This is a genomic window from Campylobacter troglodytis (genome assembly GCF_006864425.1).
Classification (GTDB): Bacteria; Campylobacterota; Campylobacteria; order Campylobacterales; family Campylobacteraceae; genus Campylobacter_D; species Campylobacter_D troglodytis.
Window position 1 is genome coordinate 55,893 of sequence record NZ_QHLI01000005.1, and the last position, 25,303, is coordinate 81,195.

Consider the following 25,303-nt stretch of genomic DNA (forward strand, 5'->3'; position numbering starts at 1 on the left):
AATTGTTAAAAGTAAATACCTTGCAGTTTTAACATAAAATTGCTTAAAGTTAAGACAAAATCGACAAAAATTATCATTTTTTAGGCTTTTATATCGACTTTGCTTAAAGGCTTGATTTGACTTAAATTTAAGTTCATCAAATTTGTATTTAAATCCTTGCCATTTGAGTTACTAAAACCACTACTTGAATTTATGCCAAATAAAATGTTGATTAAATCAAATTTATGTTGATTTTTAAGGACATTTTGTAGGCGAGATAAATCCATATCCTTAAAAATTTCGCTTTTGGCTTGTATAGGGGAATGCGTTTTTGCCACACTTTGTTCGTTTTGTGAATTTTCAGTGGTGTTTGTGTTTTTGCTTGCCGTGCTGTTTGTACTCGTTTTGCTTGCTGAATTTGCACTGCCTTGAATGCCGTTTTCTTTCATAAAATTTTCGATAATCTCCCCAAAGGATTTTAATTCGCTCTCATCAATCTTCGCCGTGCCACTTACTAGCCCAGCCCACTGCGATTTAAATTCATCTACGCTCAAATCAGCATAGAACAAATCAAGCACTTTCATCATTCTCGCAAATTTTTCTTGCGTATTTCCGCTTGAATTTAAAAAGGCATTAGCGCTCACAAATTCGTTTAAATCCTTAATGATTTCTTTACTTAAATTCTTATCAAAGCCCAGCAACTTGCCGCCTATCGTGGTATCGCCAGCGATTACATAGCCGTTGCCGTTTTGTCTTAACTGCGCGTTAGCAAACGCCATAAAAAGCCCGCCTTTTGTTATCTCGCCATTTTCTAGCTCGTACGCATTCTTGCCTAAATCTGCCCCACCTATGCTAAAAATATCATCAGCCCTTTTGGTAAAGTCCCCAGCCAAATTTGAAAACGCAAGTGAAGTCTGTGTAGGGCTTTTGTAGCTATCATTTGCCTGCATAGCCTTTAAAAGCTCATTTTGGCTTGTGTAAATTTGCGTGATTTGAAACGATTTTTTATCATACTCAAAGCCGAGCGGAATTTGCGCGATTTGTTCTTTGTCATAGTTTGACGCGTTTGGCACAAGCTGTGCGAAAAGTGTGTAGGCGTTTTTAAGCGTTTGGACTAAATTAACACTACTAAAATTCTTGTTTTTGCTGAGTTCTTGGGCTAAATTTTCTATACTTTTGGCGTAAATTTTATAGTCCTTGTCAAGCCCCACTGCTTCGTTAAAATCGCTCGTAAAATACCCATCTTTATCCACGCCGTATCCTAGCACTTCGCGCACTGCATTACTTTTATCTTGGACAAAAGTTGAATTTTGGCTAGAATTTGTAACGTTTAAATTTGCCGTGTTTTGTGAATTTGCTTTTGGACTTGAAAAATTTGTATTCGTGTATGTATAATTTGAGTGAGAATTTATAGAATTAAGCATTTTTAGCCTCCGTACAACATTTCGTCAAATATCGACAAATTGAGAAAAAATATAAGAATCTCGCCCAAAAATGAGCGAGATTTGCATTTTTAAGGGTTTAGTCCGCCCAAAGATTTATCAAAAGAATTTTTGTATCTCCAACTTAATTCTTTCACTATGCCGTTATTGTTAAGAAAGAGATTTGACTCTTTCCACATTTTCCCCGTAGCCCTATCCATAACGATAGCCGCATAAGTAAAATAGCTATAACGCTTACCCAATTGCGAAGTCGCCCAAATTTTTTGAGACATAAAGCCTATATGTTTTCTTGTGTTATATGGTTCTTCATCTGTGATGATTGCCCTAAAATCCTTATAGTGAGTTCCCGTGATTGTGTTACTCACAGCAAAGCTAAGACAAAAGGTATCAAAACAATCCCCAACTGACTGAAAAGCACCGCCCACAACCTGACTTGCTTCATCAAGTGTAAGTTTTTTAACGCCAGCTGAGTTATCACTCAAAGCACCATTACTTACTTTGGCAAGAAAATCATCAGCCAAAGAAACGCTTGCTGTTAAAGCACTTACAAGAGCTAGTTTGAAAAATGTTCGTAACATTTTTTTACTCCCTTAAAAATTTAAATAACTTTGCAGTTTTAACATAAAATTCTAAAATGTAAGATAAAATTTGTCTAAAATTTTAAATTTTTGTGAATTTTTTACCAAAATCCACACAAAATTTGCAAAATTTCACATTGTGGCGATAAAATTCACACTAAATATCTTTACAAATCCAAATTTCGCAAGGCTAAAATATCATTTTAACAACTCAAAATTTCAAGGCTAAAACTTTTTCCACAAACTAAGCCCAAACACCGCATCAGGCGAGGCTGAGCTACCACCAAAACTTGCACTAGCAGATAGTGCTGTATCAGCATTTATGCTGTAAGTCGAGCCAACGCTCAAAGTAGGTATAGAGCGAAATTCAGAGTTTTGCTCGCCGTTTATCCTTTGTGGGCTTTGTAGTCTTTGCTCTGCACCTAAATCAAGCGTGATTTTGGGGCTTAACACTATGGACAAATCCCCACCCACATAAAAGCTGTTGCCATAGCGGATCTTCATAAATTCAAACTTCCTATCAAGGTTATAAGAAAAGCCCATATAAAACGAATACACCACAGAGTCGCTATATCCGCGTAGGCTTGTTTGTAAAGAGTAAGAATTAACGAAAAAAGTTTTCAACTCATCGACACCTTTTCGCGTGAGATGATAGAGCTTTGCAACGAAGTTTGTGGCACAAAATCCGCAAAACTCGCACCTGTGTAGATGAAGCCAAGCCATAAAGAATTAAAACTTATATCATTGTCGTGGCTGTATGCGTTGGTAAGAAAATTTGTGTATTCTTTACGAGCAAACGAACCGCCAAAGGCTACGAGTATATCGAGGCGCGAAGTGAGCGTGTAGATGAGCGTTTGATTAAGCGAGAGTTGCTTTGTATCGTTTTATATAGTCGGATCTCCGCTAATGCTGATATTTGGGTAAAGATTGTATGAATTTGCATTGCCTGTGCTTAAAAACGAAAGGCTTGTGATACTTCGCAAGCCTATTTGCTTTTTGAAAAGCGAGTCTATGGTAATGGCATCTGAGGCGAAAAGTTGAGTGTAGAAAAACAAAGGCATAACGAGTAAAAAGCGTTTCAAAAGCAAAAACTTTTACTCATATTTTCGTATCAACTTTGCTTAAAAAGCCAAACATAAGCTTTAACTTATCAACGCTTTGTTGATGAAAAAGTTGTTGTAGATTACTAATGCTTGTGTTTTCGTAGGCTTTACTGAGCTGAATGACAATTTTTTCATTTTCTTTTTTATCCAAGTTTTGAGCTGAATTTTCAGCATTTTGGGCGTTTTTTCGCGCCAAATTTTCGCTCGCAAATCGCTCTTCTAACGCCTTTATATCATCATTTGAAAAGATTACACCACTTGCGCCAAAGCCGTTTTTAAGCACGCTACTAATGACTTCATTTGAACGCTTTTCTTTGAGCGCAAGCCAGCTAGCCTTAAATTCATCGGCATTCGTAGCAGTTCGGTAAATACTTTCTATATCCTTATCCAAAAGGCTACCAACGCCTATGCCACCAAACTGCGAGATGACATTTTTGTTTTTGAATTTGTTGATTTCATTTATCAAAGCCGTATCAGCCGTGCCGTTTTTGAGCTGCTGATAAATCGAATTTTCACGCACAGGCATTTCCTTTGTGAGCTTGTCATACTCGCTTAAAATGGATTTAAAAGCGTTATTCATTCTCTCAATAATGCTTTTTAGCTCATCATCACTCACATCTTCCCACGCTGTGCCGTATTTCCAACTGAAATCATTTTGCACGGTTTCGTTACTAGATTGTTCTACCTTATCGCTAGGCTTTACAGCTGTAAAGCTAGCGAAATTTAATGAATTAGAATTTATAGAACTAGTCATAATTTTACCCTACTTTCCACCATATTGATACATTAAATATCTTTCAAGAAAACTCTTGTAATTTTTAGCTAAATCTTTTGCGACAAAATTTGTTTGTAAGTATGTTGAAGGTAACCTGCTAAATGCACCAGAAGCAGCATCAACCATACCAACTCCATAACTAAAAACAAATTGTTTTGCACCCGTTCTCGTTTGAATGATATTTATTTTTGTTGTATAAGCCAAATAAGTCGTAATCGGGTCGCCGACAATATTCATTAGCTCTCTCAATCTTATGACATTTTGTTGATATTGCGTTCTAGTGTCCTTAAACATATAACAATGCGTAACACCAGCCGAGCAAATCCCACTTTTTTCAGGCACAAAATTTCCATACCTATCATAAGTGATTTCACTACCATAGTCTATGCCATAATCTATTGCATTGATTCTAGGCACAGCATACACGGCTGCTTCTCTTGCCCCAAGGTCTGCAAACCCAACTAAATACCCGCCCACAACCTAACTTGCTTCATCAAGTGTAAGTTTTTTAACGCCAGCTGATTTATCACTCAAAGCACCATTACTTACTTTGGCAAGAAAATCATCAGCCAAAGAAAGGCTTACTGTTAAAGCACTTACAAGAGCTAGTTTGAAAAATGTTCGTAACATTTTTACTCATTAATTGTTAAAAGTAAATACCTTGCAGTTTTAACATAAAATTGCTTAAAGTTAAGACAAAATCGACAAAATTTATCATTTTTTTATGCTTTTATATCAAGTGAATTTAAGGGCTTAATTTGGCGTGAATTTGAGTTAAATTTGTCCTAAAACCGCTTTCACTACACTTCTTTAAAAGCACCCAAATTTAAAATCTTTTGCACCCTCTTTGCGACAAGTTCCTTTGTGTCTAAGCTTTGAAGCTCTTCAAGCATCTTGCTAACATACTCTGCCACATTTGCAAAGGCTGTGTCCTTGTCGCGATGAGCTCCGTTTATGGGCTCAGCTATGACATCATCGATAAGCCCTTGTGCCTTTAAGTCATCAGCTGTGATTTTCATAGCCTTTGCGGCTTGTTCGCTTTTTGCAGGATCGTTCCAAAGTATAGCCGCACAGCCCTCAGGAGAGATGACAGAAAAAACGGAGTTTTTCATCATAGCTAGCTTGTCCGCAACGCCTATGGCCAAAGCCCCCCCAGAGCCTCCCTCGCCGATAACCACAGCTATGGTAGGCGTTTTAAGCGTGGATAACTCGTATAAATTCACGGCTATTGCCTCGCTTTGCCCCCTTTCCTCAGCGCCTAGTCCTGGGTAAGCTCCTGGTGTGTCGATGAGAAAAAGCACGGGGATTTCAAATTTTTCAGCAAGCCTTGCCACACGCAAAGCCTTGCGGTAGCCCTCAGGGTGAGGCATACCAAAATTTCGTGCGATTTTATCCTTTGTGCCGCGTCCCTTTTGCTCGCCTATTACTATGAGCTTTTTGCCTCCAAGATAGCCCGCAAAGCACACAATGCTGGGGTCATCTCTAAAAGTGCGATCGCCGTGAATTTCATAAGCATCGCTTAATAAATGCTGGATAAAATCAAGTGCGTAAGGGCGGTCAGGATGGCGTGCTAATTGCAAGCGTTCATAATCGCTTAAATTTGAATAAACCTTTTTAATCTCTTTGGCGAGATTTTTTTTCAAAATCGCCACAGCGTCCTTGTCGCCTTTGATTTGAGCGTTGATGATGTCCTCATCAATTTGCTCAATATGCTTTTCAAAGTCCAAATAAGAAGCCATTTACTCTACTTTTTTAAAAATTATCGAGCCGTTTGTGCCGCCAAAGCCAAAGCTGTTGCTCATCACTACATTTAAATTCACCTTGCGAGCCTCGTTTGCGACATAGTCTAAGTCGCATTCCTCGTCCTTTACAAGCTGATTGATAGTCGGTGGCACAGTGCCATCACGCAAAGCCATTAGGCAAATCACCGCTTCTATCGCACCTGCACCGCCCAAGCAGTGTCCTATTTGCCCCTTTGTCGAGCTTACCAAAGGCACAGCAGAGCCAAAAAGTGCTTTTATCGCAGCGGTTTCGTTCTTGTCATTTGCAGGTGTAGAAGTGCCGTGGGCGTTTATGTAGTCGATTTTTAGGGGGTTTCTTGCTAGGCTTTGAGAGCTACTTGCCATTTGCAAGGCTTTTTTCATAGCACGAAGCGGTCCATCAAGGGTTGGAGCGGTTATGTGGTGTGCGTCTGCACTTTCTCCAAAGCCTATGAGTTCAGCGTATATTCTAGCTCCACGCTTTATAGCATCCTCGTAGCTTTCAAAGATTAAAGCACCAGCGCCCTCGCCCATCACAAAGCCGTCTCGCTCTTTATCAAAGGGACGTGAAGCGTGTTTTGGCTCATCGTTGCGTGTAGAAAGTGCTTTCATAGCGGCAAAGCCTCCAATGCCGACAGGACAAATGGTAGATTCAGCCCCCACCACAAGCATTTTGCTAGCATTTCCAAGGGCTATGCTCTTGTAAGCCTCGCACACAGCGTGAGTTCCAGCCGCACAAGCCGTTACACAGGCTAAATTTGGACCCTTTAAGCCCAAATCAATGGCAACTATGCCTCCAAGCATATTCACAAGTGCCGATGGCACAAAGAAGGGGCTTATACGGCGAACGCCCTTGTCAAAGCAAGTTACGGAGTTTTTTTCTATGTTTGGCAAACCGCCTATGCCAGCAGCTGAGATAACCCCAAAGTCCTCTTTGTCGAGTGTTTCGCCAAAATTTGCATCTTGCATAGCATCTTTTGCAGCCTTTATTCCAAGCTGAATGAAACGGTCTATCTTTTTTACTTCCTTTGCATCGCTAACCACGCTCAAAGGATCAAAGCCCTTCACCTCAGCAGCAATTTGCACCGGAAAATCGCTAACATCAAAAAGAGTAATCTTATCAACCCCGCATTCACCAGCACAAAGAGCCTTAAAAGAGCTTTCCTTGTCTAGTCCTAGGGCATTTATCATTCCTATGCCCGTAACCACAACTCTTTTCAAAGTTTTATCCTTGCAAAGAGCTATTTTTTGGGAAGATTTTCTATGTATTTAACGACATCTTCAATTTTAATGAGCTTTTCAGCGTCTGTGTCTGGGATTTCGATGTCAAATTTCTCCTCCAAAGCCATTATCAGCTCGACCACATCAAGTGAATCAGCACCTAAATCCTCGATGATTTTGGACTCTAGCTTTACAGAATCCGCATCAACACTTAACTGTTCGACAACGACTGCCTTTACATCATCAAAGGTTGCCATTTTTTCTCCTTAGAAATTTTTAAGTAAGTGTAATTCTACAATAAAAAATTTAAATTTTGGTTTATCTTTGTTTGTTTTTTACCTAAAATTTAGCAAAGTGTGCTTAGGATGCTTAATTTATGTTACAATTTTGCTTTTTATTTAGGAAGTATAATGCAAAAAACATTTAAAATAGTAGTGCTTCAAAGCCTTGTTTTTATGGGGCTTTTATTTGTTTTAAGCCTTGTTTTAAGAAGCATTTTTATCGCTCATTTTATTAGCGAAATAAGGGGCGTAAGCTTGGCAGAATTTGCACATTTTGCTTTGAATTTTCTTCGCTATGACGGACAAATCATAGGTGTTTTGAGCGTAATTTTCTTTGTGTTAAATTTCATCTCAAAACAAGCACTCATCAAGCTTTACGCCCTTTTGGTTATTTTAATTACCGCCTTTGTAGGCATTGCAAACATAGGCTTTTATAAGATTTATGCAGATGTCTTTAACTCCACGCTTTTAGGGCTTGTTTTTGATGATAAAAAGGCGATTTTAGACACCGCACTTGGTGGGGATTTTAACTTTACAAGCAAGGTTTTGATCTGGCTTTTAATAAGCTTTGCATTTTACGCATTTTTCGCGCTTTTTTACGCAAAAATGAATAAAACTCAAGGCAAAAAATTTCGCATTGTTATTTTCATAGGCTTTGTGCTTTGCTGTTTGTTTAGCATAAATGGAACAATAGGGCTTAAAGGCATATCTTTAAGCAAGGAAATCGTGCCTGTGTCAAATGCCTTTTTACGCAAGATCACGCACGGAGGCTTTCGAGATCTGCTTTATGTGTATAGAAGCTACGCAAAAATCGCAAAATCAAGCTTTAAAGACTTCACAAATGAAGCCCCACTTGCTGCTACAAGGGCTTTTTTTAATCTTGAAAACAAAGGCGAGAGTGAGTTTGATCTAAGAAAACTCTTGCAAAAAGAGGTTTCAAATCCTAATGAGATAGAAATTAGGCACATTTTTTATATAATAGCTGAAAGTTTAAGTAGTTGGCATTTTGATGAGGAATTCGATGAAATAGAACTTACAAAAGAATTAAAAGCCTTGATAAATGAAAAAAACGCATTTAAGGCAGATATTTTCTTGCAAAATGGCACTCGCACCATAGATAGCCTTGATGTGCAAATAAGCGGACTTTACCACACAGGCATTCCTTTAAGCTTAAGTGTAGGCAAAAGCCCTATTTTTGAGATGTCGCCAGGCTTTATCTTTAAGGATTTGGGCTTTAAAACTAGCTTTTTTTACGGAGGCTCAAGCACCTGGTATAAAATAGACAGCTACACTAAATCACAGGGCTTTGATGAAATAAAAGCAGGTGCTGAGATAATAAAATTTGCCAAAGAAAAAGGCTTTGAAGCACCTTTTGAAAACTCTTGGGGAGCATTTGATCATTATTTGTTTGAATTTATCAAAGATTATACCATCACAAACAAAGACACAAAGAGCTTTGCTATGATAATGACTACTTCAAATCACCCACCTTATGATGCTCCGGTTGAAAAATTCGGAGTAGATTATGCAAAAATCAAAGCCTTCATCAAAAAACACCCCCAAATTCCCCAAAAAGAGCTTAACGAAAAGATCTTTTCTCATATAATTTATCAAGATAAAATGCTAGCTCATTTTGTGCGAGAAGTGTCTAAAGCCTTGCCAAATAGCCTTTTTGTCATCACAGGGGATCACAAAGGGACATCTTTTTTTCACAAGGCTAGAGGAGATGTGCCTTTAATTATTTATTCGCCCATTTTAAGGCCCTTTGTGCTTTCAAAAATAGGCTCTCACATAGACATAAGCCCCACTATCGTGGGGCTTGTCGCTTCAAATTCATATAAATATCTTAGCTTTGGCGAGCCGCTTTTAAGCAATGACGAAACAAAGGAGCCTTTATTAACCTTAAACAAGGCTTTGCCATCTTCAAAGAGCGGTAAAAATTCAAGCCCTTTGCCCTTAAATGCAGATAAAAATGCCCTTGTCATAAATAAAAGCTTTTATGAAAATAATGGGATTAAAAACCGCTTCGCCCTAGGCTTTAACGCGGTGGCAAATGAGGATTTTATTTATGATGGGCAAACAATAGAGTATTTTGATAAGGTGAAAATTCAAGGAAGTGCTACTGAATTTAAAAGCCAAAAGGCTAAAATTCAAGTAGGCACTGAATTTCAAAACGCAACGGTTCAAAATTTTAAAGATAAAGAGCTTGAATTTGAGCCAAGTAAAAATGCTAGTTTAAAAAATGAAGATGCCAAAGTGCAAAACAACAACATTGAATTTAAAGAGCAAGGCACAAAGGATGAGGTCCTTGCAAGGGCTATGTTTGATCAGCTTCAAAGGGCAAGAGCTCTCAGCTGGTGGATTATAAACAAGGGCTATGTGATTAAGGATTAGGATCTTAGCTTATAAAATTAAACTTAAAGCTTGCCTATTTAAAAATTCACGCAAAAATCATCAAGGAAAAATTTTGAAAAAATTCACGCTTTTTGTATTATTTGTTTTATCAGCCTTGTTTTTGCTAGGCTTTGGGACATATAAAAAGGCTGAAAAAGCTCATTTCTATGATAGTAAAGCCCTTATGGAAGCTTATGGAGCAGAAAGTGGGGCTGACTTTGAGCCTTTAAGTGCTTTAATAATTGCACCTGAAAACACCTTGCATTCAAGCAGCTTGGTGCAAACAAAACGCGGTGTAATGGCACTTTTCTTTGCAGGAAGTCGCGAGGGTGCAGCTGATGTTAAGATTTATCAAAGTTTTTATGACGCGCAAAACAACGAGTGGAGCAAGGCTCAAAGCATTTTGGATGCAAAAACGCTTTCAAAAATGAGCGGAAAATTTATCAAAAAGCTAGGAAACCCTCTTGCCTTTGAGGACATAAATGGCAGGGTGCATTTTTTTGTCGTGGGCGTTAGCCTTGGAGGCTGGGCTACGAGCAAGGTTTATCAGCTTGAATTTGATAAGAATTTAAAGCCTGAATTTAAGGGCGAGTTGAAACTTGGTGCTTTTTTGAATTTTTCTCATCTTGTGCGAACGCCTGCCATTGTGCTTGATGAGGGGGGCTTTATCTTGCCACTTTACCACGAGTTAGCTCATAAATACGCACTCTTGGGATTTTTTGACGAAGATGCAAATTTGCTTTTTACAAAACGCATAAACACCCTTAAAAATCAGCTTCAACCAAGCCTTTTGGCTCACAATGTAGGAGGTGCAATCTGCCTTGCCTTTTTTAGAAATCACAAATCTTATGAAAATGCAGCCTTTTTGCAGCATTGCGGTGGCAGAGGGACTTCGTGGCAAGAGCCTATAAAGACAAATCTTAAAAGCTATGATAGTTCAAGCGTTTTGGGGTTGATTTTTGTGGATTATAAGGACTGGGACTTCAAAAAAAGTGAGGTTTTGCTCGTGCATAATGACGGAGCTAAGGAAAATCCACGCTCTAAACTTAGCCTTTTTTGGCTAAAAGATGAGACAAAAGGCGAATTTGTCAAGCTTTTTACCCTTGATGAGGGGGCTGAGGTGAGTTATCCTACGATTTTGTCCCTTTCAAATAGCGAAAAAATGCCAAATGATAGGATTTTCATAAGCTACACCCTTGATAGAAAGGTGATTAAAACGCAGATTTTAAGCGTCAAAGCCATACAAGAGGCTATTGATGCAAAAAGGGATGAGAAATGATACTATGTGCCTTTTTGCTTTTTGGGGGCTTTTTGTGGCTTTTTGGGGGTTTAATTAGGCTTTTCGCAGATAAAAAATTCACAGAATTTGGCTTTGTAAATGAAAAAAAGGTTAAATTCAAGGGCGAAAATTCAAAAATCACTGAATTGAAAAAAGAAAATTCAAGCAAGGCTGAATTTCAAGCCAAAAATTCACACCAACACCGTCATAGCAAGACTTGCGAAAGCAAGTCGTGGCGGCTGGGGCATAGCGGTTTTTACCTAGCAAAAATGTCGGACGAGCCGTTAGGCGAAGTAAAATCCATAAAAAATTCACAAAGCCTTGAATTTAAAGGCAAATTCCAAAACGAAAATTCACAAAATGCTGAATTTAAAGAGCTGATCAGAGAGGAAACTTCACAAGGCGTTGAATTTAAAGAAAGCACTTCAAGCAAGGCTGAATTTCAAGCCCAAAATTCACAGCAAAATCGTCATTGCGAGACTTGCGAAAGCAAGTCGTGGCGGCTGGGGCATAGCGGTTTTTGCGTAGCAAAAATCTTATACAAGCTCTTATGTAAAGTAAAATCCATAAAAAATTCACAAAGCCTTGAATTTAAAGGCAAATTCCAAAACGAAAATTCACAAAATGCTGAATTTCAAGCCCAAAATTCACAGCAAAGTTGTCATTGCGAGACTTGCGAAAGCAAGTCGTGGCGGCTGGGGCATAGCGGTTTTTGCGTAGCAAAAATACGTTACGAGCCTTTAGGCGAAGTAAAATCTATAAAAAATTCACAAAACTTAAAACTCAAATACACCCTAACGCTCATTTTTACAGCACTTTGCCTTGTGCCTTTTTATCAAGGATTTAATCTAGCTACACTAATGTATTCATTTTTTGACGCTCCAAGTGTGATCTGTGTGCTGTTAATGGACTTTTTTGTTTTAAAAACCCTTGCAAAAGATTTTTTAAATTCAGCACTTTGCAAGGATTTCAAATCCCTAACGCCTTTGGAAAAGTTTGCAAATTTAAGCATAAGCCCCCTTTCCTTTGTGTTTTTACTTGTTTATGGAAGTATCATTTTTTTAGGAAATTTGGATTTAATCCCTTATGATTTTTACACCCTAAATGCCCTTACTCAGCCTTATTTAAGCGACTTACTCTTGCACGAGTTTAATAAGATAGTTCTAGTTTTCGCACTTTTAATCTCACTTTATGCCACAAGCAAGCTCTGTGCAATCTTAGCTCTAAGCTCACTCTTGCCCTTTGTGCTTGGCGTAGAACAAAGTATGCTAACAACTCTCATTTGTCCATATTTATGGCTTTTTAGCCTTATTATGAGCCTTAAAATGTGCTGTGCTAGGCTTTTTAAATAAAATTTGTTTTTTTTTTTTTTGTATTAACAGATCACTTTTTACGGTATAATTTCAATTACCAATTTTAAAGAAAGGATAAACAGTGAAAATCTTTCAAAGACTAATTGAAGAAAACGCTGAAATTTGGGATGCTTATGTGCATCATAAGTTTGTTAAGGAGCTTGAAAAGGGCAGCTTGCCAAGGGAGAATTTCCTCTTTTACTTAAAGCAAGATTATATATACTTGCATAATTATGCAAGATGCTATGCCTTACTTGCCAACAATGCCTCCAACGCAAAGGAACTTCGCCTTGCTATGAAGTGTCAAAACTACATTATGGACGGAGAGCTAGAACTTCACAGAAGCATCTTAGAACTTGGCATAAATGCTGATAAATTAGGCGTTCGCGATGAAAGCCTTGTGAATTTAGCCTATACCCGCTATATGTTAGATGTGGCAAACAGTGGGGATTATGTCGATATGCTAGCAGCCCTTTGTAGTTGCTTTTTAGGATATGGAGTCATTGGAAAAGAGATTTATGATAGGCTTGGAGAGGCTGGGCTTAAGGATCATCCTTACGAGCAGTGGATTCGCACCTATTCAGAGGCTAATTTTCAAGCTGAGTGCACAAGCTATGAGGAGTTTATAGATGGCTATGCACCAATTATAAATGAGGCTAAGTTTAAGAAGATGAGCGACATTTTTCACACTGTTACTCGCCTTGAATGTGCCTTTTGGCAACACGGACTTGATATGAAGCTTGATTTGTAAAATGCTTTCATGCAAGATTTAAATTTAAATTAAGGATAAAAAATGCAACTTTTTGATAGATTAGTTAAGGAAAATGCTGAAATTTGGGATGCTTACTTGCATCACGATTTTGTAAAGCAGATTGAAAAAGGCAGCTTGCCAAAGGAAAATTTTGCCTTTTATTTAAAGCAAGATTATATGTATTTGCTGCATTACGGCAGGGTGTGTGGGCTACTTGCAAACAGTGCCTCAAATGCCCGTGAAATCGCCTTTGCGACAAAGTATCAGCAAATCGCAACTTCTGTTGTGGATGGAGAGCACGTCTTGCATAGAAGTATCTTAGGCGAGACTGATTCAAAGGAGGCTAGCAAGCTTGAAATAAGAAAGGAAAGCATAGCCAACATAGCCTACACCTGCTATATGATAAATGTCGCAAGCAGTGGGGATTTCCTTGATACCCTCGTGGCTTTAAGCTCTTGTGCTTCTGGCTACTGCCACATAGGGCGAGAAATTTATGCAAGGCTTGGAGAAGCTGGGCTTAAAAATCACCCCTACGAGCAGTGGATTAGAACCTATAGCGATGAGGTTTTAGCTCCCTTGGGAACGGAGTTTGAAAATTTCGTAAATAGCTATACAGACAGTATCAGCGAGGCTAAGTTTCAAAAACTAAGCGATATTTTTTACACAGTTACTCGCTTAGAATGTAATTTTTGGCAACAAGGACTTACACTTCAAATGGACTTGTAGTGTTTCATTGCAAAGCTTGCTAAATTTATAGCTTAGTAAATTTAGCAACTTCTTTTAATATATCTTGTGAATTTTTTGTAAATTTGCAAAGAATTCACAGCCTTTTAAAACCCTTTAAAAGCTATTTTTAAACAACTTTAAATTTAAAGCCTCTTGTATCAAAAAATTCTAAATTTTAATGCCTTAAACAAGTTAAAAAGCAAGATCTTAGTTTTAACCCTTTTGCAAAAAGCCTTTTTTATCTTAGTAAGCAAGGTATCAAGTAGCGGATTTTAATTAACAAAACCATATTTTTAGGTATTTGCTATAAACACAACAAATGACTCAAAAATAACCCATTAATCATTTATTAAGCAAGAACAAGGGCTTGTTAAAATTGAAATTTTTATCATTTAAGTTTAAAATTTTGTTAAATTTATGCTTGAATTTTTAAGCAAAAATGCGACAAAATTCAAACGAAGAAAAAGTTGAATTTTAAAACAAAAATACAAAATGTCAATCAAAACTAAGTTAAAATTCAAGTAAAAAAAGCAAAAAAGCCCTAAAAAGGATTTCAATGAGAGAAAAGCAAAGAAATGAGCTTCATAAAACCATTTGGAGCATAGCGGACAAACTGCGTGGAAGTGTTGATGGCTGGGATTTTAAGGCTTATGTCTTAATCACGCTTTTTTACCGCTTCATTAGCGAGGACCTTACAAACTACATTAACGCAGAGGAAAACAAGGCAAACAATGCAAACAAAAGCCACGCCGCAAGCAACACAAGCAACACAAGCAACACAAGCAACACAAGCAACACAAGCAACACAAGCAACACAAGCAACACAAGCAACACAAGCAACACAAGCAACACAAGCCCAGCCACAAGCGACACAAGCAACGCCACAAGCCAAAGCGACTTTGACTACACCAAAATGAGCGATGCAGCTGCTCTTAACGCCAAAGCCCAGCTTGTTAAAATCAAAGGCTACTTCATAGCCCCAAGCGAGCTTTTTAGTAATCTCATAGCCAAAATCAAGGCAGATTCTACCTTTGCCGAGCAAGAGTTAAACGAAGCCTTAAAAAAGATCTTTTTAAACATAGAAGCAAGTGCCACAGATTCTCCAAGCGAGGCGAATTTCAAATCGCTTTTTGAGGATTTTAACTTCAACGACAAAGCCCTAGGTGCTACCACACTAGTGCGAAACAAAAAGCTAGCCGAAGTGCTTTTTGCCATAGCTAAGCTTGATTTTGGCGACATAAAGGATGGCAAGATTGATTTATTTGGCGATGCGTATGAGTATTTAATGCGTATGTATGCAAGTAATGCTGGCAAAAGCGGGGGCGAGTATTTCACGCCTCAAGAAGTAAGCCGCTTGCTTGCTCTAATAGCTTCAAGCGGACAAGATGAGATAAACAAAGCTTACGACCCAGCTTGTGGCTCTGGTTCGCTACTTTTGCAAGTGGGCAAGGTCTTTGAAAGTAAAAAGCAAGAGATTAACAAGGGCTTTTACGGACAGGAAAAAAATCTCACCTCTTACAATCTTTGCCGAATGAATATGCTACTTCATCACATCAACTACGACAAGATTTTCATAGCACACGGCGACACGCTAATGGAGCCTGATGAAGGGCACAGGCAAAGTGAGCCCTTTGACATAATAGTCTCAAATCCCCCTTACTCCACGAAGTGGGAGGGTGCTGATAATGCTATTTTGGCGAGAGATTCTCGTTTTAGCCCTGCTGGCGTGCTAGCACCAAAGTCAAAAAGCGATTTGGCATTTGTGATGCACATTTTAGCTTGGCTAAGCGAGAAAGGCACAGCGGCAATCGTAGAATTTCCGGGCGTACTTTATAGAGCAGGTGCGGAGGCTAAGATAAGGCAGTATTTAATCAAAGAAAATTTTATAGACTGCATTATACAACTACCCGAAAACCTTTTCTTTGGTCCTACCATCGCAACTTGCATAATAGTGCTTAAAAAGAACAAAAAAGAGCCAAAAACCCTTTTTATCAACGCTAGTGAGTTTTTCACCAAGGCCACAAACAAAAACAAATTAAGCGATGAAAACATAAATCAAATTTTAAGCCTTTATGAAAGGCGAGAAAATGTCGCCCATCTTTGTGCCTTAATAGACAATGCTAAAATCCTAGCAAACGAAGCGAATTTAAGCGTTTCAAGCTATGTCGAGGCAAGAGATACAAAAGAAATCATCGACATAAAAGCCCTAAACGCCGACATTGTAAGCATTGTAGCAAAACAAAACGCCCTACGCAAAGAGATAGATAAAATCGTAGCGGAGTTAGAAAGGTAATGAAATGCAAAATTTGTCATTACAATAAAATTATGTTATAATGCAAATTCAATTCAAACATAAAGGATAACTATGGCAACGACATTACTACAAGTTCGCATTGACGCAGATACCAAAAAACAAGCAGACGCACTTTTTAACGAGCTTGGATTAGATACAAGCACGGCGATTCGTGTATTTATCAAACAAGCCCTTAAAAATAAGGCAATTCCTTTTAGTATCCAAGCAAAGAGTGGGGAGCAAGAGGAAAAAGAGGCATTTTATAGCCCTGAAAATGTGGCAATCCTAAAAGCACGATATAAAAGAACGCAAAAAGAACAAGGGCTTATAGATAAGGACATCAATGCGTAAAGCCTTTGATAATGACGCGTGGGAGGAATATCTCTATTGGCAAACTCACGACAAAAAGATAGCAAATAAAATCAACAATCTTTTAAAAGACATTGAGCGAAATGGTGCATTGCAAGGGCTAGGTAAGCCTGAAGCCTTAAAGGGCGATTTAAGCGGTATATATTCACGGCATATAAACGATAAACATCGCCTTGTGTATTACATCAAAGAAAACACAATTATCATTTTGGCTTGTAAAACACACTATAAGGATAAATAAATGAAATCTATCATTACGAATGAGAAATGTGGCAATCCATAAAAATTCACAAATAGATTGCCACGACTTACTTCGTAAGTCTCGCAATGACTCTTTGCACCGTCATTGCGAGGCGATTTATCGCCGAAGCAATCCATAAAAAAGGCATAGATTGCCACGCCAAGCCTAAAGGCTTGTCTCGCAATGACGAGGGAAAAATAGATTGCCACGACTTACTTCGTAAGTCTCGCAATGACGGTGTGGTGAGTCATTGCGAGATTTGACGAAGTTAAACCTTGGCAATCCACAAAAAAGGCATAGATTGCCACGAATCTGCTAAGGCAGATTCTCGCAATGACATAAAAAAACAAAGGAATAAAAATGAATAAAATTCAAGCACTCATTAACAAACTCTGCCCTGATGGTGTGGAATTTAAGGCTTTAAAAGATATTTGCGTTTTAAGGGCTGGGGATAGAATCATCAAATCAATGATGAAAGATGATGAAAAATATCCCGTTATGGGCGGTGGTGTTGTGCCGACAGGGTATTACAAAGATTATAATTTCTCGCAAGGCATTACGATAGCAAGGGCTGGAAGTGCTGGGTCTGTGGCTTGGCAAGAAAATCCATTTTGGGCTACTGATGTTTGCTTTGTGGCGACCTTGCCCAAATTTTGTCATACTAAATTACCCTCTTGTCATACTGAGTCTCCATCTTGTCATACTGAGCGTAGCGAAGTATCCAAAAACAAAAAAGCAAAGCTTGAAAATCCTGTGGATTCTTCGGTCGGCTATCGCCTCCCTCAGAATGACAATGTGGTGGATTCTTCCGCTTTGCTCCCTCAGAATGACAAGTTTGATTTAAAATTTATATTTTATTTTTTGAAAACCTTGCAAGGTGATTTGCAAAAGCATATTTATGGCGGTTCTATGCCAAAATTAGACAAAAATTATGTGTGGAATTTCAAAATCCCCCTGCCGCCCATAGAAATTCAAAAAGAGATAGTTTCTATCCTAGACGCCTTTACAGAGTTAGAAGCAGAGTTAGAAGCAGAGTTAGAAGCAAGACGCAAGCAGTATGAGTATTACCGCGAAAGGCTTTTGAGCTTTGATGAGCTAAAAGCTCGCACAGGGGGGGCATTAGTTGAGATGATGACACTAGATGAAGTTTTTGACATAAAAAACGGCTATACTCCATCAAAAGCAAAAAAAGAATTTTGGGAAAATGGTTCAATTCCTTGGTTTAGAATGGACGACATTCGCACAAATGGCAGAATTTTAAGTGATTCTTTGCAACATATAACGCCTGAGGCTGTAAAGTCAAGTGGTTTATTTCCTGCAAATTCTTTGATTATTGCTACGACTGCAACTATCGGCGAACACGCACTTGTAATCGTTGATTCGCTTGCGAATCAACAATTCACTTTTTTAACTAAAAAAGTGAATTGTTTGGTAGATTTAAATATGAAATTTATGTTTTATTATGGTTTTATTTTGGGACAATGGTGCAAGGAAAATGTCAATGTTTCGGGCTTTGCTTCGGTTGATATGAAAAAATTTAAGAATTTCAAAATCCCCATTCCGCCTTTGTCTGTGCAAAATGAAATAGTAGGGATTTTAGATATTTTCGATGCCTTGGTGAATGATTTAACGCGAGGGCTACCTGCTGAAATTCACGCAAGAAAAAAACAATATGAGTATTACAGAGAAAAATTGCTGAATTTTAGGGAAAAGATGAAATAAATCAAAAGTCCCCCTCCCTTGCGGAGTGTGGATTCCCCTTCAAAGTCCCCCTCCCTTGCGGAGTGTGGATTCCCCTTCAAAGTCCCCCTCCCTTGCGGAGGGGGATTTAGGGGGTGGGTAAATTTTGCATTAGTAAAAAGTAAAATTCAAAGCAAAGCCTGAATTTTGTCATATGGTTGCTTCGTCTAGCGTTCGCAAATCCTGCGGATTGAGCGTAGCGAAATATCTCAACAAAAGAGATTTTTCGCCTTTTTTGCAAAAAGGCTCAAAATGACAAATTTTGGGGCGTTGCCTTGTAAGTATTACCTTTGTTAAAGCGATATTTCAAGGCTTACGCCTTGAATACCCACCCCCTAACCCCCTCCGCAAGGGAGGGGGAACAAAATGCGAGACTCTCCGCAAGGGAGGGGGAACAAAATGCGAGACTCTCCGCAAGGGAGGGGGAATCTGTGGTGTCTCTCTCCGCAAGGGAGGGGGAATTTGTGGATTGCCACGCCTTGACCTTGTCAAGGCTCGGTATGACAAAATATGGGCGAAAGTGTCTTAATATGACAAAAAACAATGACAAGTAAAAAAGAAAGGACAAAAAAATGAAAGAGCAAGATAAAAACGAGCTTTATCCGCTAGCCTTAGAAAAGGAAAGCACGGTTATAGCTAAATTTGTGCCAAGTGAGAAAAAGGCAAAAAATTACGAAAGCGAGGCTATGCTAGAAAAAGGCTTTATAAAGCAGCTTGAAAGGCAAGGCTATGAATACGCCGCACATATCAAGGATGAAAAGGCTTTGCTTGAAAATCTTAAAGTGCAAATGCAAAGGCTAAATGTGTGTGAATTTAACGAAAATGAATGGAAAAGGTTTTTAGCAATCATCGCAAAGCCTAATGACACGGCGGTTGATAAGAGCATTTTAATCCGTGAAAATTTCTTTTATGACTTTGAATTTGATGATGGAAAGTCCAAAAATATAAGGCTTTATGATAATGAAAATTTGCAAAATAATTTCTTGCAAGTGGTAAATCAATATAGCGTAAGCAAGGATGAGGGGGCGAGGTATGATAACCGCTATGATGTAAGCATTTTGGTAAATGGCTTACCGCTGGTGCATTGTGAGTTTAAAAAACGTGGCGCTTTGCTTAAAAATGCCTTTTATCAAATCAAACGTTACGGTAGGGAGAGCTTTTTTGCGGGATGCGGGCTGTTTAACTTCGTGCAAATTTTTGTGATAAGCAATGGGACTTTTAGCAAATACTACTCAAATTCAGTGCGGGATAGGCATATAAAGAGTTTAAATGCAAAATTTACCCACCCCCTAGCCCCCTCCGCACGGCAGGGGGAATCTGTGGTGTCTCGCTCCGCAAAACAGGGGGCTTTAAATTCAGCAAATGATAGCTTTGAATTTACGAGCTTTTGGGCGGACTTTGAAAATAATCAAATTTATGATTTGGTGGATTTTACTAGCACCTTTTTTGCAAGGCGAACGCTTTTAAATGTGCTGTTTAAATACTGCGTTTTTGACACTTCAAGGAATTTGCTTGTGATGCGTCCTTATCAAATCGCCGCAACCGAGGCGATAATCAACAAGATAAAAATGGCACTTCATTACAAACACTACGGCACAAACAAGGCAAATGGCTTTATATGGCACTCCACAGGCAGCGGCAAAACGCTTACTAGCTTTAAAACCGCTCAACTTGCTTGCAAGATACAAGGCATAGAAAAGGTGCTTTTTGTCGTGGATAGAAAGGATTTAGACAGCCAAACGGTAAGCGAATACAATAAATTTGAAAAAGGCTGCGTTTTGCAAAATAAAAGCACGAAAATTTTAGAAACTCAGCTTAAAAATCCACAGCAAAAAATCATAGTAACGACTATACAAAAATTAAGCTATTTCATAAAAGGCGGTGGGCGGGGCTTTTGCTTTGATAATCCTTGCGTAATCATCTTTGATGAGTGCCACCGTTCGCAGTTTGGCGAGATGAATTCGCTTATAAAAAAGGCGTTTAAAAAGCACTTGCTTTTTGGCTTTACGGGAACTCCGATAATGGATAAAAACAAAACGGGCTTTGTTTTCGTGCAAGATAATGGTAACTTGCAAAAAGTGCCACAAACCACAGAGGGCGTTTTTAGTGTGTGCTTACATAGCTACACCATAGCAAATGCGATAAAAGATGGCAATGTCTTGCCTTTTAAGGTGGATTACAATAACCTTGTAGCGAAATTCAAAGAGGCGGAGCAAGAGGCGGGGCTGTTTGGCTACGAGCTTATACACGATGTGCCTGACGGAAAAAACACACAAAAAATCGAGCAGAACAAAGCACTTTTAAATCACCCTGAAAGAATCAAAGAGGTGGTGAGTTTCGTGCTAAAAAACTTTGATAAAAAAACATATAGGAATGGGAATTTTTTCACCGCTCAAAATAAGCGAATTCTAGGCTTTAATAGCATTTTTGCAAGTGCGAGTATAGAATCAGCCAAGCTTTATTATGCTGAATTTAAAAGGCAAAATGAGCTTTTAAGCGAAAATGAAAGGCTTAAAATCGCTACTATTTTTAGCTACGGTGCAAATGAGGAAGTAGCTGAGATGGAGGGCGAAAATGTCGAGGGCGTTAAGAAGCTAGAAAAAAGCTCTCGTGAATTTTTAGAAAATGCGATAAAGGATTATAACGGCATTTTTGGGACAAATTACGACACAAGTAGCGAGGGCTTTGAGAGATATTACAACGACATTTCAAAGAAAATGAAAGGCAAAGAACTTGATATGTTAATCGTTGTGGATATGTTTCTAACAGGCTTTGATGCAAAAGAGTTAAACACGCTTTGGGTGGATAAAAATTTGCGTTATCACTCGCTTTTACAAGCCTACTCACGCACAAATAGAATCTTTGACTCCACAAAACAATTTGGCAATATCGTGTGTTTTAGGGACTTGCAAGAAGCAACAAATGAAAGCATAATGCTTTTTAGTAAGCAAGAGGACAACAGCGAAATAGTGCTAATGCGTAGCTTTAAAGAGTATTTTGAGGGGTATTTTACCGAAAAATTAGACGAAAAGGGCGAGATTATAAAGGACGAAAACGGCGAGAGCATCAAGGAATTTCATAAAGGCTATCAGCAAATTACAGCTGAAATAAAGCAAAAATACCCTAGTGCTAATGAGCTTGCAAATGCTAGTTTAGAGGATAAAAAAGCCTTTATAAAGGACATTAACGAGCTTTTGAAAATCGAAAATATCTTGGAGGTTTTTGATGAATTTAGCGATGATAAAAGGCTTATAAGTGAGCAAGAAAGGCAGGATTTAATCAGTGCGTATTTGGAGATTAAGGAAAAAATCAAGGGTGCAAAAGAGCCAAATGAAATTATAGAGGACATAGTCTTTGAGGTCGAGCTTTTGGGAAAGGCGGATATAAACATAGAATTTATTTATAAACTTTTAAACAAGGCAAAGAATGAAAGCGATGAAAAAAAGCGAGAAAATATCTTGCAAGAGATTGCTAGATGGGTGGATTCTAGTTTGAAACTGCGAGATAAGGGGGATTTAATCAAAGAATTTTCAAGGCATTTTATGTCTTTAAAAAGCGTGGAAAATGAGGACTTTATAGACACTGAATTTAGAGCCTTTGTAAGAGAAAAGAAAAAAGAGGAATTGTTTGATTTAATCGACAAAGAAAGGCTAGATAGGCAAAAAACGTTAGCCTTTATACAAAAGGCGTTTAAAAACGGCGAAATGAGTGATTTGGGTGTGGAATTTAGAGAGATTTTGCCTAAAAATTCGCTTTTTGCTAAGCAAGATGATAGTAAGCAGATCTTTTACGCCCTTAATGCCTTTTATGACAAATACTCAGACATTTCAAGCTGGGAGATAGAGTAAAAAATGCTTTTTTGATTTGCTTGTGGGAGCTTTTTGCTTGAATTTTTTAATCTTTTGTTTTTAAAAGCCTTGTTTTAAGATAAAGTTCTTAAAAAATTGTGAATAAATAAAATTCAAAGAAAATAATCAATAAAAATTCACACAGCTTAAAAATCAAAAACATTTCATTGAAATAAACTTAAATTAAATTTACTTGTATTTTAAAACTGTTTTAGGCTCAATCCAACTTAAGCTCTAACAAAAAAGCTTTAAAGTTATGATTTACAAGGTGAAAAACAAGTATATAGTCTGTTTCAGAATTTCAGAGGCTAAATTTAAAGAGATTTTGAAGTATTTTTTTGCATCCTTACATCCTCAACTTTCGGAGAAGTCTTGATATTAAAGCTTTTAAAATTGCAAAAATTTGTCATATTTCACACAATTTTTTATCTAAGATGTTTAAGCAACTTAGAATCTTAATTGCACAAGAATGTGAAAATATTTCAAAAAGGTGAAAGAGAAGTTGATGAGAGTTATTTTTTACAATGCTTGGCTTGCAACTGTGTAGTAGAAGGTGCTAAAAGAGTTAGAGGAAAAAGAGGTAGGGGAGCATTAAAAAAACACCTTTTTTTACTTCGTGCTACTCGTCTTGTCCCTTTGCAAGAAGGTATGCTAAAACTCTAGGCTAGCGTTTATGCTCAAGTGGTAAATAATTGTTCTAGTAGCGAGCTTTTGCCTATTTACCTAGCTTTGCAGACTTAGAATCTAGCATAATTCATAGTGATACTTGGAAAGCTTATGAAATTTAAGGAATTTTAAAGTATTTTTTACTTTGCCTTTTAGGTCCCTCACTTTGCAAGAATTGATTTAGAGGCAAAAAATGCTCGACTTTGCAAAATTTCTCGTGCTTGTGTGAATAGAATTTTGCAAGAAATTCGCATTTTAATAGCCAAAGAATGCGAAAAAATCTCAGCGGTGAGATTGAAGTTGATGAGAGTTATTTCGGTGCAAAGCACGTTCGTGGCAAGCGTGGGCGTGGGACTGGCAATAAAACGCCTATGTTTTTACTTCGTGCTACGCACTCGTCCCTCTGCGAGAAGGAATGCTAAAACACTAGACTAACATTTATACGCTCAAGCATTGCTCTGCGAAAGAGCTATTGCCTATAATAAAGGACTTTTCAGAGCTTGAAGAAAGTGAAATTTACAGCGATGGTCTAAAATCCTACGATGCCTTGGTGGATTTTTTGCTTCGTGCTACGCACTCGTCCCTCTGCGAGAAGGAGCAAAGGCACATTACAGGGTAAAACACTATAAAAACGAGTTTGCAAATGGGCGAAGCCACATTAACGGAAATTGTGAATTTCTGGGGACCTTACAAATGCTAGATTAGGGGGTTTCACTGCAAGGGAATTTTTCACACATTTGAAAGAGAGTGAATTTCGTTCTAATGTCAAGGTTAAAAACGAAAATTTGTATAAAATTTTGTTAAAATTGATTAGGAAAAATCCTAGGTCATTTTAGCTAAAAGTATCAATCGCCTTTTAAAATGTCTTGCTATGTTAAGATGGACAAGATTTAATGCCATAAAAGCTCTTTTATGAAAAATATGGCTTAAGACACTTTAAAAAGATTTTCCCTTATCAACTTTAATAAATTTTGATAAAAATTTTGTCCTAAAATTTGTGTCTTAATTGCTTTTCTTTTAAATGAAGGATAAAATTTTCTTTTTTAGCCCTTAAATTTAGCAAGTCTAAATTTCGCAAACTTCTACTACTCAGTTGCAAGAGTATGAAGTAAAAATATTCATAATCTCATTGATATGATTTAGTCCCTTTGCACAAATTTTCATTCTTGATCTTAGATCTAAATTCACTCTCTTTCAAATGTAAGGTAGAAAAATTCCTTTGCCGTGAAACTGGACTAAGTTAGCCTTTGCATAGCCTTTTGCTTGCAGTTGCGAATGCGTAACACGAAGCAAAAAAAATTCACAATTTCGTTGATATGGCTTCGCCCATTTGCAAACTCATTTTTAGAGTGTTTTACAAAATCTTGTGCCTTTGCTCCTTCTTGCAAAGTTGCAAGACAAAACGAAGTAAAAAAATTCACCAAGGCACCGTATGATTTTAATCCATCGCTGTAAATTTCACTTTCTTCAAGCTCTGAAAAATCCTTTATAATCGGCAATAGCTCTTTGGCTAAGCAGTGCTGACGACCTGCGTATAAATGTTAGCTTAGCGTTTTAGCCTTCCTTCTCGCAAAGGGACAAGAGGGGTAACGAAGTAAAAACATAGGAGTTTTCTTGCCAGCCCCACGCCCACGCTTGCCCCTTACTCTTTTAGCTCCTTTGGCTAGCAGTTGCAAGACGAAACGAAGTAAAAAATAATTCTCATCAACTTCAAGCGCTCATTTTCTAAAAAAACTTCGTTTTGCTGATTTTTTCACATTCTTTGGCTATCAAAAGCCTTATTTGATGCACAATTGCATTCACACAAGCACGAGTTATTTTGCAAATTTCGGCGATTTTTCGCCTTTAAATCAATTCCCCAAAAATTGCAAGAGTAGTAACACGAATCAAAAAAATACTTTAAAATTTCCTAAATTATATCTGAGAAATTTGGAAACGAATCTTTGTTTTTCATAGGACTTCACTTAAAAACCCTTTGGTTTAAGTTTAATTGAGCCAAATTTAACTTTTTAAATCCTCAATGCTATTGAGATAGTCCTCATACCACTGCAAAAGCGTTCTTTTTTGCTCCAAAGTAGCCTTTTTCTTAATAAGAAAATTTAACTTGCTTGAATTCTTTGTGTGTCAATGCACTTTCTATAAGCTTCTAAGTTATGCCAAGCCCCAAAAGCTCGGCTTTATTTATAGAGCAGATTGTGCGAAAGATAACACGAAAGCCGTGTAAAGTTATCTTACCCTTATACTTAATCGTTGTATCCTAGATTTCTAATCGCCTTTTATATACCCTCTATAATGATATATCGCTTTTTGCCACCGCTAGGAAAGATAAATTCATTTATGCCCTTGCTAAATCAATGCTATTCTTTAAGAATTTTCACCATAAGCCTAGTCAGTGGTATTTTGTGTGGCATTTTAGTTTTCATATCCTTTGCTGGTATAGTCCAAAGTGCGTTTTTAAAGTCTATGTATTTCTACCTTGTTAAAACCGTGTTAAAATGGCGATTT

At 37.8% G+C, this 25,303-nt stretch carries 23 protein-coding genes and 3 pseudogenes; 15 read left to right on the top strand and 11 right to left on the bottom strand.

Annotated features, from left to right (window positions below; all coding sequences use genetic code 11):
- Positions 1-80: 80 nt before the first annotated feature.
- From DMC01_RS02145 to acpP, 9 genes and pseudogenes are all read right to left on the bottom strand, one after another.
- The gene (locus tag DMC01_RS02145; protein ID WP_142692648.1) at positions 81-1,403 is read right to left on the bottom strand and encodes a Cj0814 family flagellar-dependent secreted protein; all 1,323 of its coding nucleotides are present in this window, start codon (positions 1,401-1,403) and stop codon (positions 81-83) included.
- Positions 1,404-1,492: 89 nt separating this feature from the next.
- Positions 1,493-1,999: a hypothetical protein gene (locus DMC01_RS02150; RefSeq protein ID WP_185908605.1), complete on the bottom strand. Its 507-nt coding sequence runs from the start codon at positions 1,997-1,999 to the stop codon at positions 1,493-1,495.
- A gap of 225 nt (positions 2,000-2,224) precedes the next feature.
- A pseudogene (locus tag DMC01_RS16145) lies at positions 2,225-3,060 on the bottom strand (hypothetical protein).
- A 37-nt stretch (positions 3,061-3,097) separates the two neighbouring features.
- The gene (locus DMC01_RS02165) at positions 3,098-3,856 is read right to left on the bottom strand and encodes a hypothetical protein (RefSeq protein ID WP_142692650.1); all 759 of its coding nucleotides are present in this window, start codon (positions 3,854-3,856) and stop codon (positions 3,098-3,100) included.
- A 9-nt stretch (positions 3,857-3,865) separates the two neighbouring features.
- On the bottom strand, positions 3,866-4,354 hold the full coding sequence (locus DMC01_RS02170; protein ID WP_142692651.1) for a hypothetical protein: 489 nt from the start codon (positions 4,352-4,354) through the stop codon (positions 3,866-3,868).
- Positions 4,355-4,357: 3 nt separating this feature from the next.
- Positions 4,358-4,507 carry a hypothetical protein gene (locus tag DMC01_RS13105; protein ID WP_185908606.1) on the bottom strand — a complete coding sequence of 50 codons (150 nt, stop codon included), beginning with the start codon at positions 4,505-4,507 and terminating at the stop codon, positions 4,358-4,360.
- A gap of 170 nt (positions 4,508-4,677) precedes the next feature.
- Entirely contained in the window at positions 4,678-5,616 is a 939-nt protein-coding gene (locus tag DMC01_RS02175; RefSeq protein ID WP_142692652.1) for an acetyl-CoA carboxylase carboxyltransferase subunit alpha, read from the bottom strand.
- On the bottom strand, positions 5,617-6,858 hold the full coding sequence (locus tag DMC01_RS02180) for a beta-ketoacyl-ACP synthase II (protein ID WP_142692653.1): 1,242 nt from the start codon (positions 6,856-6,858) through the stop codon (positions 5,617-5,619).
- A 20-nt stretch (positions 6,859-6,878) separates the two neighbouring features.
- Positions 6,879-7,115 carry an acyl carrier protein gene (gene acpP, locus DMC01_RS02185; protein WP_142692654.1) on the bottom strand — a complete coding sequence of 79 codons (237 nt, stop codon included), beginning with the start codon at positions 7,113-7,115 and terminating at the stop codon, positions 6,879-6,881.
- A gap of 153 nt (positions 7,116-7,268) precedes the next feature.
- On the opposite strand from acpP, the gene DMC01_RS02190 reads away from it, so the two are divergent.
- From DMC01_RS02190 to DMC01_RS02250, 14 genes and pseudogenes are all read left to right on the top strand, one after another.
- Entirely contained in the window at positions 7,269-9,533 is a 2,265-nt protein-coding gene (locus DMC01_RS02190) for an LTA synthase family protein (RefSeq protein WP_185908608.1), read from the top strand.
- 73 nt (positions 9,534-9,606) lie between these two features.
- Positions 9,607-10,812 (top strand): sialidase family protein, encoded by a 1,206-nt coding sequence (locus DMC01_RS02195; RefSeq protein ID WP_142692656.1) that lies wholly within the window; start codon positions 9,607-9,609, stop codon positions 10,810-10,812.
- Positions 10,809-12,164: a hypothetical protein gene (locus DMC01_RS02200; protein ID WP_142692657.1), complete on the top strand. Its 1,356-nt coding sequence runs from the start codon at positions 10,809-10,811 to the stop codon at positions 12,162-12,164. Before DMC01_RS02195 ends, DMC01_RS02200 begins: the two co-directional genes overlap by 4 nt.
- A gap of 82 nt (positions 12,165-12,246) precedes the next feature.
- Complete coding sequence (gene tenA, locus DMC01_RS02205) at positions 12,247-12,915, top strand: thiaminase II (RefSeq protein ID WP_142692658.1); 669 nt, start codon at positions 12,247-12,249, stop codon at positions 12,913-12,915.
- Between the two features lie 42 nt (positions 12,916-12,957).
- On the top strand, positions 12,958-13,641 hold the full coding sequence (locus tag DMC01_RS02210; protein WP_142692659.1) for a TenA family protein: 684 nt from the start codon (positions 12,958-12,960) through the stop codon (positions 13,639-13,641).
- Positions 13,642-14,197: 556 nt separating this feature from the next.
- On the top strand, positions 14,198-15,934 hold the full coding sequence (locus tag DMC01_RS02215; RefSeq protein ID WP_142692660.1) for a type I restriction-modification system subunit M: 1,737 nt from the start codon (positions 14,198-14,200) through the stop codon (positions 15,932-15,934).
- 72 nt (positions 15,935-16,006) lie between these two features.
- Positions 16,007-16,285, top strand: a complete 279-nt coding sequence (locus tag DMC01_RS02220) for a type II toxin-antitoxin system RelB/DinJ family antitoxin (RefSeq protein ID WP_142692661.1) — start codon at positions 16,007-16,009, stop codon at positions 16,283-16,285.
- Positions 16,278-16,544 (top strand): Txe/YoeB family addiction module toxin, encoded by a 267-nt coding sequence (locus DMC01_RS02225; protein WP_142692662.1) that lies wholly within the window; start codon positions 16,278-16,280, stop codon positions 16,542-16,544. Before DMC01_RS02220 ends, DMC01_RS02225 begins: the two co-directional genes overlap by 8 nt.
- Before the next feature lie 86 nt (positions 16,545-16,630).
- Positions 16,631-16,807: a hypothetical protein gene (locus DMC01_RS14420; protein WP_221887120.1), complete on the top strand. Its 177-nt coding sequence runs from the start codon at positions 16,631-16,633 to the stop codon at positions 16,805-16,807.
- Between the two features lie 97 nt (positions 16,808-16,904).
- The gene (locus tag DMC01_RS02230; protein ID WP_142692663.1) at positions 16,905-18,266 is read left to right on the top strand and encodes a restriction endonuclease subunit S; all 1,362 of its coding nucleotides are present in this window, start codon (positions 16,905-16,907) and stop codon (positions 18,264-18,266) included.
- A gap of 308 nt (positions 18,267-18,574) precedes the next feature.
- Entirely contained in the window at positions 18,575-18,838 is a 264-nt protein-coding gene (locus DMC01_RS02235) for a hypothetical protein (RefSeq protein WP_142692664.1), read from the top strand.
- An 18-nt stretch (positions 18,839-18,856) separates the two neighbouring features.
- Complete coding sequence (locus DMC01_RS02240) at positions 18,857-22,132, top strand: type I restriction endonuclease subunit R (protein WP_142692665.1); 3,276 nt, start codon at positions 18,857-18,859, stop codon at positions 22,130-22,132.
- Between the two features lie 256 nt (positions 22,133-22,388).
- Positions 22,389-22,914, top strand: a pseudogene (locus tag DMC01_RS16360) (hypothetical protein); the annotation flags it as partial.
- A 61-nt stretch (positions 22,915-22,975) separates the two neighbouring features.
- Positions 22,976-23,634: pseudogene (locus DMC01_RS02250) on the top strand (IS1595 family transposase); the annotation flags it as partial.
- Between the two features lie 399 nt (positions 23,635-24,033).
- Here the strand turns inward: DMC01_RS02250 and DMC01_RS02255 are convergent.
- Positions 24,034-24,297, bottom strand: a complete 264-nt coding sequence (locus DMC01_RS02255; RefSeq protein WP_142692667.1) for a hypothetical protein — start codon at positions 24,295-24,297, stop codon at positions 24,034-24,036.
- A 42-nt stretch (positions 24,298-24,339) separates the two neighbouring features.
- Positions 24,340-24,474: a hypothetical protein gene (locus tag DMC01_RS15745; protein ID WP_282432227.1), complete on the bottom strand. Its 135-nt coding sequence runs from the start codon at positions 24,472-24,474 to the stop codon at positions 24,340-24,342.
- A 616-nt stretch (positions 24,475-25,090) separates the two neighbouring features.
- Here DMC01_RS15745 and DMC01_RS02260 point away from each other — a divergent pair.
- Positions 25,091-25,303: hypothetical protein (locus tag DMC01_RS02260; RefSeq protein WP_142692668.1), on the top strand; the 213-nt coding region annotated here is incomplete at its 3' end.